This is a genomic window from Odoribacter laneus YIT 12061 (genome assembly GCF_000243215.1).
GTDB classification, from domain to species: domain Bacteria; phylum Bacteroidota; class Bacteroidia; order Bacteroidales; family Marinifilaceae; genus Culturomica; species Culturomica lanea.
In genome coordinates this window covers 2,660,156-2,674,668 of sequence record NZ_JH594596.1, presented here as the reverse complement: position 1 = coordinate 2,674,668, position 14,513 = coordinate 2,660,156, and the positions used below count along the sequence as shown (strand labels likewise).

At 42.6% G+C, this 14,513-nt stretch carries 11 protein-coding genes; 2 read left to right on the top strand and 9 right to left on the bottom strand.

From position 1 onward, the window contains the following. Positions 1-61 precede the first annotated feature (61 nt). On the bottom strand, positions 62-1,879 hold the full coding sequence (typA, locus tag HMPREF9449_RS11130; protein WP_009137365.1) for a translational GTPase TypA: 1,818 nt from the start codon (positions 1,877-1,879) through the stop codon (positions 62-64). 393 nt (positions 1,880-2,272) lie between these two features. On the opposite strand from typA, the gene HMPREF9449_RS11125 reads away from it, so the two are divergent. Together HMPREF9449_RS11125 and HMPREF9449_RS11120 are read left to right on the top strand one after the other, a co-directional pair. After that, complete coding sequence (locus tag HMPREF9449_RS11125) at positions 2,273-3,415, top strand: BPL-N domain-containing protein (RefSeq protein WP_009137364.1); 1,143 nt, start codon at positions 2,273-2,275, stop codon at positions 3,413-3,415. A 68-nt stretch (positions 3,416-3,483) separates the two neighbouring features. After that, a complete protein-coding gene (locus HMPREF9449_RS11120; RefSeq protein WP_009137363.1) occupies positions 3,484-4,956 on the top strand; it encodes an arylsulfatase in 1,473 nt (490 codons plus the stop codon). Between the two features lie 41 nt (positions 4,957-4,997). Here HMPREF9449_RS11120 and HMPREF9449_RS11115 read toward each other — a convergent pair whose 3' ends face one another. The 8 genes from HMPREF9449_RS11115 to leuC form a co-directional block, all read right to left on the bottom strand. After that, the gene (locus tag HMPREF9449_RS11115) at positions 4,998-5,993 is read right to left on the bottom strand and encodes a class II fructose-bisphosphate aldolase (RefSeq protein ID WP_009137362.1); all 996 of its coding nucleotides are present in this window, start codon (positions 5,991-5,993) and stop codon (positions 4,998-5,000) included. 119 nt (positions 5,994-6,112) lie between these two features. Beyond that, entirely contained in the window at positions 6,113-6,781 is a 669-nt protein-coding gene (gene ung, locus HMPREF9449_RS11110; RefSeq protein ID WP_009137361.1) for a uracil-DNA glycosylase, read from the bottom strand. 46 nt (positions 6,782-6,827) lie between these two features. Continuing rightward, the gene (locus tag HMPREF9449_RS11105) at positions 6,828-7,922 is read right to left on the bottom strand and encodes a glutaminyl-peptide cyclotransferase (RefSeq protein WP_009137360.1); all 1,095 of its coding nucleotides are present in this window, start codon (positions 7,920-7,922) and stop codon (positions 6,828-6,830) included. Between the two features lie 81 nt (positions 7,923-8,003). Then, positions 8,004-9,476 (bottom strand): cysteine--tRNA ligase, encoded by a 1,473-nt coding sequence (gene cysS, locus HMPREF9449_RS11100; RefSeq protein WP_009137359.1) that lies wholly within the window; start codon positions 9,474-9,476, stop codon positions 8,004-8,006. Between the two features lie 291 nt (positions 9,477-9,767). Continuing rightward, complete coding sequence (ybaK, locus tag HMPREF9449_RS11095) at positions 9,768-10,241, bottom strand: Cys-tRNA(Pro) deacylase (protein WP_009137358.1); 474 nt, start codon at positions 10,239-10,241, stop codon at positions 9,768-9,770. 800 nt (positions 10,242-11,041) lie between these two features. Further along, positions 11,042-12,109, bottom strand: a complete 1,068-nt coding sequence (gene leuB / locus HMPREF9449_RS11085; protein WP_009137357.1) for a 3-isopropylmalate dehydrogenase — start codon at positions 12,107-12,109, stop codon at positions 11,042-11,044. Between the two features lie 281 nt (positions 12,110-12,390). After that, a complete protein-coding gene (gene leuD / locus HMPREF9449_RS11080; protein ID WP_009137356.1) occupies positions 12,391-12,972 on the bottom strand; it encodes a 3-isopropylmalate dehydratase small subunit in 582 nt (193 codons plus the stop codon). Positions 12,973-13,024: 52 nt separating this feature from the next. Then, positions 13,025-14,434 (bottom strand): 3-isopropylmalate dehydratase large subunit, encoded by a 1,410-nt coding sequence (gene leuC, locus HMPREF9449_RS11075; RefSeq protein WP_009137355.1) that lies wholly within the window; start codon positions 14,432-14,434, stop codon positions 13,025-13,027. Positions 14,435-14,513 lie beyond the last annotated feature (79 nt).

Genomic DNA, 14,513 nt, shown 5'->3' with positions numbered 1-14,513 from the left:
TAAAGAGGAGGGGTGTCTGCTATGGGTCGCTTTACCTTTTCAGACAACCCTCTCTTTTATATTAGTCATTTGATTTGGATTTCTCGTGCCGTTTCCGTTCTGTTTCGTCCAAATATATTTTCCGGAGGCGCATAGAGTGAGGAGTTACTTCTACGTATTCGTCTTCCTGTATGTATTCGAGCGCTTCTTCCAGGCTGAATTTAACGGGGGGTGCAATATTTACTTTGTCATCCGATCCGCTGGCGCGCATATTGGTCAGTTTTTTCGATTTACACACATTGATGACGATATCATCCGGACGTGTACTTTCGCCGATTACTTGTCCGGCGTAGACCGTTTCTCCGGGCTCAATGAAAAATTTACCTCTGTCCTGAAGTTTGTTTATGGCATAGGCAAAAGTATCCCCTGTTTCCATGGCGATCAACGAACCGTTGATGCGCATTTCGATATCACCTTTATAAGGTTCAAATCCTTTTAACCGATGGGCGATGACTGCTTCACCAGCCGAAGCGGTAAGCAGGTTACTACGTAAGCCGATGATTCCTCTGGAAGGGATGTCAAAATCCAGATGAACCCGGTCTCCCCGCGTTTCCATATTATTGAGGCTTCCTTTACGTTTGGTTACCATTTCGATGGCTTTCCCGGAAAATTCTTCCGGAATATCGATGGTAAGTTGCTCTACGGGTTCACATTTTTTACCGTCCATTTCTTTGATAATGACTTTCGGTTGCCCTACCTGGAGCTCATAGCCTTCGCGTCGCATGGTTTCAATCAATACGCTTAAATGCAGTACGCCTCTTCCAAATACAACGAAAGAATCGGCGCTGGGACCCGGTTGTACTTTTAATGCCAGATTTTTTTCCAGTTCTTTATCCAGTCTTTCTTTGATGTGGCGGGAAGTGACATATTTCCCGTCTTTCCCAAAAAAAGGAGAATTATTAATGGTGAAGAGCATACTCATGGTCGGTTCGTCAATAGCGATGGGCGGAAGGGCTTCCGGATTCTCGTAATCCGCTATGGTGTCTCCGATTTCAAAGCCTTCAATCCCTACCAAGGCACATATCTCACCGGCATTTACTTCTTCTACCTTCTTTTTCTCCAAACCTTCGAAGAGCATTAAGTCCTTAATACGCGTTTTTTCGAGTGTTATGCCGTCTCTTTTACAGAGTGTGACTGCCTGGCTTGCTTTTAAAGTTCCGCGTGTTAACTTTCCGATGGCAATACGGCCGACATAAGAAGAATATTCCAGCGAGGTAATAAGCATCTGAGGAGTTCCTGTTGCAGCCTGAGGCGCCGGAATGTTTGCAATAATTGCGTCTAATAAAGCGGTGATATCAGTAGTCGGTTTTTTCCAGTCTGTCGACATCCAGCCTTGTTTAGCACTTCCGTAAATGGTAACGAAATCCAATTGTTCTTCCGAGGCGCCCAAAGAAAACATTAAGTCAAAAACTTCTTCCTGTACCTCCTCTGGACGGCAATTCGGTTTATCTACTTTGTTGATGACGACAATTGCTTTCTTGCCCAATCCCAATGCTTTTTGTAATACAAAACGGGTTTGGGGCATAGTACCTTCAAAGGCATCTACTAAAAGTAATACTCCGTCGGCCATATTTAAAACGCGCTCTACTTCTCCTCCAAAATCCGAGTGACCCGGGGTATCTATGATATTTATCTTATAGTCCTTATACCGGACGGATACATTTTTAGAAAGTATGGTTATACCTCTTTCCCTTTCGAGGTCATTATTGTCGAGGATAAGATCTCCTCCTTGTTTTTCATTTTCTCTGAATAGTTTACCTTGAAGGATCATTTTGTCCACCAAGGTTGTTTTGCCGTGGTCGACGTGTGCGATTATGGCAATGTTCCTTAAATTCTGCATTTTGTGATTATAAAATTAGGGCGCAAAGTTAGTATAAAAACAGGAGAAAAAGAATAATTTAGTTTGTAAATGAGGAATTAATTCACACAAAGGTTTGAGAAAGAGGTAGAAATGTTGTTGTTCTAGCAGAATTCATAGGCATACGAAATATAATATTACTCTTTTCATTTATATTCTTAAAAGTACTAAGACATAGGAAGATTTCATAAAGTTTATTACATTTGTTACATAAAAGGTTAAATTATTGTCAATTCTTCCATAATAAAGAGTAGTATAGATCTGTTTTCTATTTTCGTATCAGCTTAACGGATCTTATTATTTAAAATTGGCGTTCCGCTTTGCGTTTAGGTTTGCGGACGTTTTCTATTTTTGGAATGACAACCGTGTAGGATCATGAAACGCAAATTTTTACTGTTTTTCTGTCTTTGGGGGATTTGGGGATGTTCCCCTTCAGCTGATCGTCAAAATGTTTTTCCCGCTTCCGAAAAGATTGCGGTAGGGGTATTTGAGGGGCATGGAGGAGCTCAGACGTGTATTTGGGAAACTGTTGCGGCGCTGCGGATCGATCCGCAGATGGAAGTGCGGGTAATTACCTCGTCCGATATTGCCTGTGGCATACTCGATTCTCTGGAGGCTATTGTAATTCCCGGAGGAGGAGGAAGCCGGCAATTTTTAAATCTGGGAGCGGAAAACCGCTTGCGGATCGAAAAATTTGTGGCAGAGGGAAAAGGAGCTGTTGGCATTTGTGCCGGAGCTTATTTGTTTTCTAACACTCCCGCTTATGCGTGTATGAGGTTGAACGGGGAACAGGCAATCGATATAGAACATGACAACCGGGGGCACGGCTTGGTTAAATTTACGATTTTGGAGGAGGGAAAAGACATTTTTCCGGAGCTTTCTTCCTTTGATACTTGCTATGTCATGTATTATGAGGGACCGGTTTTTGTGAAAAATCCTTTTGATACCTTACAAAATACCGTATTGGCCCTTATGCAGAGTGATGTCAAAGAAGAAGGGGGAGCTCCGGCGAATATGACGAATAACAAACCTTTTTTTATCGCTAATTTATATGGAAAAGGGCGGGTATTCAGTTCGATTGCTCATCCTGAAGCTACACCAGGCATGATGTGGATGATCCCTCGTATGGTGCGTTGGACGTTAAATAAACCTTTTGTTGCTTATAAAAAGGAGGTTGTACGACCGGAAATCTACCGGCAGGAATTGTTAATGAGTGTTGAAGATTTACAACAGGAATCCGCTTTTTTTCAAGTTTTATTATACGGGTCTGACGATGAAAAAATTGCAGCTTTGGATTGGCTGGAGTCTCATTATTCCTGGGATGCTAAACGTTGGGTACAGGGATTACTCTATGATGTTTCACCACTAGTACGTTTACGGGCTGCGAAGTATATAGCAAATCTGGACGCTATTATTTTTCTGCCAGATTTGCGGGCAGCTTATATCACCGAGCGGGATATGTCTATTCGTTCCGGGATGAAAGAACAACTGGACAGATTGGAAGTATTGTTACCATAGAATAGGTAGATTTTTGCCTGTTAAGACGCTTGTTAAGGATCATTTATATTATGGATAAAAATTGAGTTATGAATAAAAATTTTGTTCTTCCTGCTTTGACTTACGGGGTTTGCGGAGTTTCGGCTTTGGTTTCGGCTGCGGAACCATCCTCCGAACGGACTCCTAATATCGTTTTTATTATTGCTGATGATTTGGGGTATGGGGATATCAGTTGTTATGGGCAGCAGAAGTTTAATACGCCTAATATCGATCGTTTGGCACAGGAGGGCTTGAGATTTACCCAATGCTATTCCGGGACGACGGTCAGTGCTCCTTCGCGGGCTTGTCTGATATCCGGTTTACATTCCGGACATGCTCCCATCCGGGGTAATAAGGAGGTAGAGCCGGAGGGGCAAGCTGCTTTGCCGGAAGGTATGGCTTCTATTTTCAAGGTATTCAAGGATGCCGGTTATGTGACAGGAGCATTTGGAAAATGGGGATTGGGTTCTCCGGGTTCGGAGGGTGATCCGAATAAGCAGGGAATAGATGATTTTTTTGGCTATAATTGTCAGTTGTTGGCTCATAATTATTATGCCGATCATTTGTGGGAAAACGACCGGAGGATCGAGTTGACCGGGAATTACAACGGAGGATATGGCGTCTATACACAAGATACCATTCATAAAAAGGGATTAGAGTTTATCGAAAAGAATAAAGACAAGCCGTTTTTTTTATTCTTGCCTTATGTGATTCCTCATGCGGAATTAATTGTGCCCGAAGATAGTATCATACAGAAGTTCAGGGGACTTTATCCGGAAAAACCGTTTAAGGGATGTGATGCAGGGTGTAAAATGTTCCGAAAGGGTGGATATTGTTCCCAGCCGGAACCGCATGCTACTTTTGCGGCTATGATTTATCGTTTGGATGTATATGTTGGGCAAGTGGTAGCTAAGTTAAAGGAATTGGGACTTTATGAGAATACGATTCTCGTTTTCACGAGTGATAATGGTCCGCATAAAGAAGGGGGAGCTGATCCGGATTTTTTTAATAGTAACGGAGGTTTTCGGGGATACAAACGGGATGTGTACGAAGGAGGAATTCGGGTTCCGTTTATTGTTGTATGGCCGGGAATTGTGCAAGGGGGAGAAACGGATTTTATGTGTTCTTTCTGGGATATGATGCCCACTTTTGCAGCTTTGACAGGTAGTGAAGCCGGAACGACGGATGGAATTAGTTTAGTGCCTTTACTCACGGGAAAAGGAGAACAGAAAAAGCACGATTATTTCTATTTTGAATTTCAGGAATTGGGGGGCCGACAGGCGGTACGAAAAGGGGATTGGAAATTGATTCGTCTGAATGCTTCTAAAGGAGGGGCTTCCACATATGAGTTGTATAATCTGGCTGTTGACCCTGCGGAGCAGCAGAATCTATTCCCTTCAGAACCGTCAAAAGTGAAAGAACTCAAAAATCTGATGGAAGAAGCGCATACGTATAATCCGGATTGGCCTTTGCTTGAAGAGGAGTGGAAAATGAAGACGGGGGAAAGTGTTATGGAAAAGTAAAGATAAAAAAGACCGCTTCCGGTAAGAGGCGGTCTTTTGTTTTATTTTACGGTATTGGCACTGCCTAATACATTAACCAGCTTGTGTTTGTATAGCTCTTTCAAAGAATCCCGGGCCGGGCCAAGGTATTTTCTCGGATCGAATTCTGCCGGTTTTAAAGCGAATACTTCGCGAATGGCAGCTGTCATAGCCAAACGGCCGTCTGAATCGATGTTGATTTTACATACAGCAGATTTAGCTGCTTCGCGCAATTGGTCTTCCGGAATACCGATTGCGTCTTTTAAAGCGCCTCCGTATTTATTGATAATTGCTACCTTGTCCTGAGGTACGGACGAAGAACCGTGTAATACGATCGGAAAACCCGGAATCCGTTTTTCAATTTCTTTCAGAATGTCAAAACGCAAGGGAGGAGGAACTAAAACCCCGTCGGCATTGCGAGTGCACTGTTCCGGTTTAAATTTATTTGCTCCGTGAGAAGTTCCGATAGAAATAGCCAGAGAATCTACTCCGGTTTTGCTTACGAAATCCTCTACTTCTTCCGGGCGGGTATAGGTGTGATGTTCGGCGGAAACTTCGTCTTCTACGCCAGCTAATACTCCCAGTTCGCCTTCTACGGTTACGTCAAATTGATGGGCATAGTCCACGACTTTACGAGTTAAGGCTACATTTTCATCGTAAGAAAGATGCGAACCGTCAATCATAACGGAAGAGAAGCCCATATCAATGCAACTTTTGCAAAGTTCAAAGCTGTCTCCGTGGTCAAGATGAAGTACAATCGGAATATTTAGTCCCAGTTCTTTTGCATATTCCACGGCTCCTTGGGCCATGTAACGAAGAATAGTCTGGTTGGCGTATTTACGTGCACCACTGGATACTTGAAGAATAACCGGTGATTTACATTCAACAGCAGCAGATATGATGGCTTGCATTTGCTCCATATTGTTAAAATTGAATGCAGCAATTGCATATTTGCCTTCCATTGCTTTTTTGAACATCTCACGGCTGTTTACCAGCCCTAGATCTTTGTAATTTACCATAATATATATTTTAAGATTAACAGAATGAGCATCAAAGATAACAGTAAAAAGAGAAAAATAAAAAAGATGCTCTTAAAAGGAACTTTTCTATTGTTAAGTTGTTAATTATTAATACTTTTTTACCAAGAGATCTCTTGCATTCCTTGTTCTTTTAAATATTGGTTTGTTTTGCTGAATTGGTGATTTCCGAACCAACCGCCCCGGTTTGCAGAGAGGGGGGAGGGATGTACGCTTTTCAGTACCAGATTTTTTTGAGTATCGATATAAGCTCCTTTCCTTTGGGCATAAGCTCCCCATAATAAAAATACCAGATTACTTTTCTTTTCTGTCAGACGCTGTATGACCGCATCAGTAAATGTTTCCCAGCCTTTGTTTTGGTGGGAGCCTGCACAATGGGCCCTCACTGTAAGGGTAGCGTTGAGTAATAATACTCCTTGATCGGCCCAGCGTTCCAGATTGCCGGATTTGGGAATGGGAGTACCTAAATCGTCGTGGATTTCTTTAAAGATATTTTGTAGAGAAGGGGGTTGTTCGATCCCTTCCGGGACAGAAAAACAGAGTCCGTGGGCTTGTCCGGGACCGTGATAAGGATCTTGTCCTAAGATGACTACTTTCGTTTTGTCTACGGGACAATGGTTAAAAGCATTGAATATCAAATTTCCCGGGGGGTAAATCCGGAAATGTTTGTATTCATCTTTGACGAAAGCAATGAGTTGTTCGAAATACGGTTTGTCAAACTCATCTTTCAATAATTCTTTCCAGGATTCTTCAATTTTTACATCCGCCATAATCATCTATTTTAAAATTCCGGTCGTTTTGGAAAAAACGATTCGATTATTTTATTTTTATTTCAAAGAGTTTAGGCCAGCGTTTTCCTGTCAGATAAACCGTCCTTTTTTCCGGATTCCAGGCAATCCCATTTAAAACATCATCGCTATCATCCAATTGCCGCTGATCGGAGGCAGGTAGTAAATTCGTCAAGTCGATTTCTCCTTTTACTTCCCCTGTTTCCGGGTCTATCATGACAATTCGGTCGCTCATCCAGACATTAGCCCACACCAAGCCATCAATATATTCCAATTCGTTGAGATTTTTAACGGGACCGTTGTGATCATATACTTCTGTTTCTTGAATAATACCGAAAGAAGAAGGAGCTATATGGTATAACTTATGACTCCCGTCGCTCATGATCAACTGATCGTCTTGGGTTGTAATTCCCCATCCCTGAGTGTTATAGCGAAAAGTAGATTCCAGACTGAAGGTTTTTAAGTCGTATATAAAACCTTGTCCGGAAGTCCAAGTCAACTGATAAATTTTGTCTTTATAGATTGTGATCCCTTCTCCGAAAAGTTTACTATCGATGTTTAATACAGAGAGTACTTTTCCATCTTTCATATCGTATTTTCTGATGCCTGATTCGCCGTATTGTCCCGTACTTTCGTACATAAAGTTGTCTTGATATACTAGTCCTTGGGTGTAAGCTTTGGGATCGTGAGAATAAGTTTTTACGACTTCGTAGTTATATTTTTGAGGAGCGGAATCCGGCTTCAGCACAATACTTACACTGCCTACTCCTTTTTTATTATCCGGATGGAAAGCGATGACTTTAAGAGTTTGTTTTCCCGTTTTTCCTGAAGGGAGCCGGAAGGAATAAGATTTACAGTCTTTTTGAGAGGCAATTTTTTTCCCTTCCCAAAAAATCTGGATAGAATCAACCGAAAATTTTTCTTTGACAGAGAATTCAATATCGATAAGATCGTTATAAGAGAGTAAAGCATTCTTTTCCGGAGAAAGAATACGGATGCTGTTGACATATTTCACTTCTTCTTTGGAAGAAGTAGCGGTACTTTTCTCTATATTGTTTTCTATTTTTTTTTCTCCTTTACACGACCAGAAAAGGAGAATAAGGATTAGGTATAAATAGGGCATATATAAAAAATAAAATGAATTAAAAAGGAAATGCTTCCAAGTACTTTTCCTGAAGGTACATTGTTGACAAATCCTTTTCTTTTATTCTATATTCCATTCGTAACCTTCTTTGGTGTCTTTTACTTGCACACCGGCAGCTTTCAGTTCATCCCGTATTTTGTCGGAAGTCGCCCAGTCTTTTTTCTGTTTGGCTTCAGTACGGATAGACATTACCATGTCGAGTACTTTACCCAGTACTTCATGGTCTTTTCCTACGGTTTCCCCTTCTGTTTTTAATCCGAGAATATCAAATACGAAGTCGTGATACAATTTTTTCAGTTTGTCCAACTGTTCTGTATCGATTTGCTCTTTTCCTGCGGCGATGGAATTGATCATGCGCACTCCTTCGAAAAGCTGAGAGATAAGAATCGGAGTATTCAGATCGTCGTCCATGGCTTCGAAGCATTTGACATACAATTCATCCACAGACACTGTGTTGTGGTCTGAAGGTTTCAGACGGTCGAGCACTTCTATTGCGGACATCAGACGTTCGTAACCTTTTTCTGCAGCTTTTAAGGCTTCATTCGAAAAATCCAGAGGGCTTCTGTAGTGGGCTTGCAGAATAAAAAAGCGGACAGTCATGGGTGAATAAGCTTGTTCCAGAACATCATTTTGTCCGGAAAATAATTGATCGAGGGTGATAAAATTACCCAGCGATTTTCCCATTTTTTGTCCGTTGATGGTAATCATATTGTTGTGCATCCAGTAGCGGACGGCTTCATGCCCATAGGCAGCTGTGCTTTGAGCGATCTCACATTCGTGATGGGGAAACTGCAAATCCAGTCCTCCTCCATGGATATCGAAGGTATCTCCGAGGTATTTTTGGCTCATACAGGAACATTCCAGATGCCAGCCCGGAAAACCATCGCTCCAGGGCGAGGGCCAGCGCATAATGTGTTCCGGAGAAGCCTTTTTCCACAGCGCAAAATCATAAGGATTCCGTTTTTCGCTTTGTCCGTCCAATTGCCGGGTATTGGCGAAAAGTTCTTCTATTTTTCGTCCGGAAAGTTTTCCGTATTGGTATTTTTTGTTGTAAGCTTCTACATCAAAATAAATACTCCCATCGCTTTCGTAAGCATATCCGTTTTCCAAAATTTTTTTCACCAGTGCCTGTTGTTCCAAAATATGTCCTGAAGCGTGAGGTTCTATACTGGGCGGTAAGGTATTCAACTGCTCCATGTTTTTATGATAACGGTTGGTGTAAAACTGGACGATTTCCATCGGTTCCAATTGATCCAGTTTGGCTTTCTTTTCAATTTTATCTTCACCGTCATCACTGTCGTTGGTCAAGTGACCGACATCTGTAATATTCCGGATATACCTGACTTTATAGCCGAGGTATTGCAAATACCGGAAAAGGACATCGAAGGTAATGGCCGGGCGGGCATGTCCCAGGTGGGCATCTCCGTAAACAGTCGGTCCGCAGACGTAAAGTCCTACAAAAGGCGGATTTAGCGGTTTAAACTCCTCTTTCCGGCGCGACATCGTATTGTATATCGTCAATTTATTTTCCATGATCTTAAAATAGTAATTGTAAAATTAAGTTAACCTACTTATAAGGAAAACGTAAAGGTAGAGAAAAAAAGTAAAAAGCAAAAGACCGGAAATAAATTGTTGTTGAATAAAAAAATTTCATACCATAAATAAAAGTATCTCGAAAAAAGGGAGAAACCTTTTGGTTAAATTCGATGAGTATTTCTTTTTCTGTATTCGGACGGGATAAATTTTTTATAATTTATATTCTCTTGTGATCTCCTATATTTTTAATTTAACATTTTTCATTTGTTATTGTTTGCAGAGAAAACTTTAGCTTAGTTCTGTTACAGTTGCCCGAGTGAATTGGATAAGGTGTTGTGGTGAGATCTTGATTTGTAAGCCCCGTATGCCGGCGCTGATATAGATGTGGGGAAATTTCAAACAACTGGAGTGAATGAAGGTGGGAAAATTTTTCTTCATGCCAATGGGAGAACAACCTCCCCGGATGTAGCCGGTGACAGAGAGTAATTCTTTCATCGGTATGAGATCGGCTTTTTTATTGGCAGAAGCTTTGGCAGCTCGTTTCAAATCTACTTCCCGATCTCCGGGAATGACACATACAAAATATCCGGTTTTATCCCCCTCTAATACGAGCGTCTTGAAGACACATTGAATATCTTCGCTCAGTTGTTCAGCGACGTGGGTAGCTGCCAGGTTATTTTCGTCCACTTCGTAAGGGATCAGTTCATACGAAATTTTAGCTTTATCCAATAATCGGGCCGCATTGGTCTTGTTTATTTTCATAGGCTGATTTTTTCTGCTGTAAAAATACAGAAATTATCTGAAAAGTTTTTGGATTCGATTTAGGGTATTGATTTTATTGGAAGCACCCTGGATTTGATAGAAACGTAGATTTAATTTGCTTGTTCATTTTTTTAGGTATTCCTCCGCCTTGTTTCGGGAAAGAGCTGGAGACTCCGTTCGCTATTTTGTATCGTCAGTCTCCCCTAAAACGCAGATGCTTCCTCCTTTTAGTCACACTTCGTGTGCCTAACGTCGGCGGACAACCCTGCGTTTTTTAACGGTACGTCTTCCTGACAAAATTACGCTCTCTCCCGTCATATCTCTTTCCCGAAACAAGGCTCCGGCTTCAAACACAGGAACTTTGAGAAAACATTTAAAGAAGCGACGAGGGGAGAGTTTAGCGGGTATCGGAGGTTGTTTGTGTTTTTCAGTCATTGCGGGAAGGAGCGTCTTTCTGTGCGAAAGCGGAGTGTAAAAAACACCATTTGTCCGCCGACTTTAGGCAGGCAAAGCCTGTCTAAAAGGAGGAAGTTTTGGTGTTTTAACGGAGCTTGAGCTTACAGAAAAGCGAGTGAAGCACGACTGAAAAACGCAAACAACCGAAGAAGGGGAAGCAAATTAAATCTACTATTTACAAACCTTACCGCTTTAAAGATATATAAGCTTCCAGGCAGTCCGAAAGATTACGGTTTTTCATAGGGGATGTAGGAATCCGGATTTTGTTTAGCATAGGGGCGGCCGTCCTGATAAGTTTGAGATCGGGAAAATAAAACTTTTCATCCATAAGTTTTTGTAATTGTTTAAGCGTATATCACTTGGGCGATGTAATCTCCTACTTCTTCTGTAGTGTAGGTTTGATTGTGTTCTGTCAGGTCTTCTGTGATAATGCCTTTTTGAAGCGAAAGGGCGACGGCTTCCCGGATAGCGGTTCCTTCTGCCTGTAAGCCGAAAGCATATTCAAACAACATGGCGGCCGATAAGATTGTCGCTACTGGGTTTGCTATATTTTTTCCGGCAGCTTGTGGATAAGAACCGTGGATCGGTTCGAATAGAGACGTATGTATTCCGATGGAGGCAGAAGGCAATAGTCCTAAGGAGCCTGTGATGACGCTCGCTTCGTCTGTCAGTATGTCTCCAAACATATTTTCGGTAACAATGACGTCGAAATGAGGGGGGTGTTGTATGAGTTGCATGGCGGCGTTGTCTACAAACATATATTCTACTTTTACTTCCGGCCAATCGACCGACATCTCCTGTACGGTTTCCCGCCACAAGCGGGAAGTCGCCAGGACATTCGCTTTATCGACAACCGTCAGTTGCTGACGGCGTTTATGGGCATATTCAAATCCCAGTTTGCATATCCTTCGAATTTCTTCCCGGTTATATACGCAACTGTCGAAAGCCGTTTGTCCGTCTTCCGAACGACCTTGTGGACGGCCGAAATAAATTCCGCCAGTCAGTTCCCGGATACATAGAAAATCAACGCCTTCTATTAACTCCTGTCGTAGCGGGGAGCGGTGGATAAGAGACGGAAAAGTTGCGACAGGCCGTATGTTGGCGTATAAGCCCAATTCTTTTCGCATTTTTAGAAGTCCTTGTTCCGGCCGTATTTTGGCTTTCGGATCATTGTCGAAGCGAGGATCTCCTATGGCACCGAAAAGTATGGCGTCAGCTTCCATACACATCCGATGGGTTTCTTCCGGATACGGATCGCCTTTTGTAGTTATGGCTGCTGCTCCGACAAGGCCAAAGGAATAATCGAAGGTATGTCCAAATCGGTTTCCTATTGCTTCCATGACCTTTAAAGCTTGTTTTATAATTTCGGGACCGATACCGTCTCCCGGAAGTATGGCTATTTTTAGTTTCATCGTATTTTTGAATGTTATTGTTAAAATTTAATTATTACTTTTTCTCCGGCCTTATGTAGGTTCACACAGATTAACCTTCGTGATCGGCGTGTCGTTGATAGACGACCTGAGGGAGCTGATTGGCAGAATTTCGTTCCGGATAAAACTTTCATATTGAACAACAACAAATTTTTCTGAACCGAAAGTTCACCTATCAGCAACGGATCTGCATCAATCGACGAGAACATATACGGGGGCGAAAGGAACACTTATCGTTTTCTGGGGAAGTCCGAAAACCTACTTTATCTTTGTTCTTCGAATGCCTGTATTTTTTCCCGAATGCTCAATACGTAATCGATATCGTCGAAACCTTTTAGAAGGCATTCTTTTTTATAAGGATTGAGATCGAATGTTTCGGTTTCATTCTCATAACAGATCGTTTGTTTTTCCAGGTTGATAGTGAGAAGGGTCTCTGGAAAAGCTTCTGTTTGCTTAAACAGTCCGGCTAAAAACGGTTCTGAAATTTGTACAGGTAATAAGCCATTATTGAGGGCATTGTTGCGGAATATATCTGCAAAATGGCTGGATACGACCGCTTTAAAACCGGCATCCCGGATGGCCCAGGCCGCATGTTCGCGACTGGATCCGCATCCGAAATTTTTACCTGCAATCAGGATGGATCCCTTGTATTTACCGTCATTTAGGACGAATCCGGATTGCGGATGTCCTTCCCAGTCGTATCGCCAGTCGTAAAAAAGGTTGGACCCCAAACCTTCTTTGTGAGTTGTTTTGAGAAAACGGGCGGGAATGATCTGATCCGTATCTATATTTTCGATATTTAAGGGAACGGCTGTGCTGGTCAGTATGTCGAATTTGTCGATCATGGGATTGAGGTTTAAATGTGAAAATGTTTAAAGGTTCAAATGTTCGGTTGTTTTAGAATTCGGAGGGGGCGGGGGATAAATCGGGATAGGTGATCACTCCGTGTATGGCTGTAGCGGCGGCAGCCAAAGGACCGGCTAAGAGAGTTCGCGCTCCCGGGCCTTGTCGTCCTTCAAAGTTCCGGTTGGAAGTGGCCACACAGTATTTCCCTTCGGGAATTTTATCCTCATTCATAGCCAGGCAAGCCGAGCATCCGGGTTGGCGTAATTCAAATCCGGCTGCTTCCAGGGTATCCCGGATACCTTCTTCAATCGCTTGTTTTTCCACTTGCTTGCTTCCTGGAACAATCCAGGCCGTTATGTGAGGCGCTTTCTTTTTTCCTTTTACATAGTTCGCAAAAGCCCTTAGGTCTTCGATGCGTCCGTTGGTACAACTACCTACAAATACATAGTCTATTTTTTTGCCTTCCATCCGGTCTCCAGCTTGGAAATTCATGTATTTTAACGCTTTCCAAAAAGAAAGACGGGAAGAGGGAGCTATTTCTTCCGGACGGGGGATGGTACCGTTAATTTTTATACCCATTCCGGGATTTGTGCCGTAAGTGATCATCGGTTCGATGTCTTCGGCCCGGAAATTTACTTCTTTATCGAAAACGGCATCGGGATCACTATAAAGTTGCTTCCATTTTTCCAGTGCTTTTTTCCAAGCGATCCCTTGAGGGGCGTATTCCCGGCCTTTTAAATAGGCGAATGTCTTTTCGTCCGGAGCAATCATACCGCCTCTGGCTCCCATTTCGATGCTCATATTACAAATGGTCATCCGGGCTTCCATGGAAAGCGAACGGATAGCTGAGCCGGCGAATTCGATGAAATGACCCGTTCCGCCATCAGTTCCGAGCCGGGAAATAATGTAAAGGATGATGTCTTTGGCACATACGTTTTCTTTTAATTCTCCTTCAATATTGATGCGCATGGTTTTGGGACGGATTTGCAAAACGCATTGGGAAGCCAATACCATTTCCACTTCACTGGTACCGATTCCGAAAGCAATACATCCTAGAGCTCCGTGGGTAGACGTGTGGCTGTCTCCACAGACAATCGTCATACCCGGTTGCGTCAAACCGGTTTCAGGACCGACGACGTGGACAATACCGTTCCGGGAACTTCCTACTTTAAAAATCCGGATTCCCTGTTCGGCGCAATTTTTTTCCAGCGTCGACAGTTGTTCCCGGGAAAGGGGATCCTGTGCCGGTAGATGTTGGTGTATGGTCGGTATATTGTGATCGGGACTGGCTGTCGTTTGATCGGGACGGAACACTTTTATTCCCCGTTTACGAAGGCCTTCAAAAGCTTGTGGACTGGTGACTTCGTGTATATATTGCCGGTCAATATACAATACACATGCTCCTCCGGCGATAGCATCTACTACGTGGGCTTCCCAAATCTTATCGAATAATGTCTTCATGAATTTTAATTAAAACGTTTATCAGTTAGCGTTTGATTCCTGTTGGTTATTGTCTGTTTAAAAGTAAATGGCTAAGGTG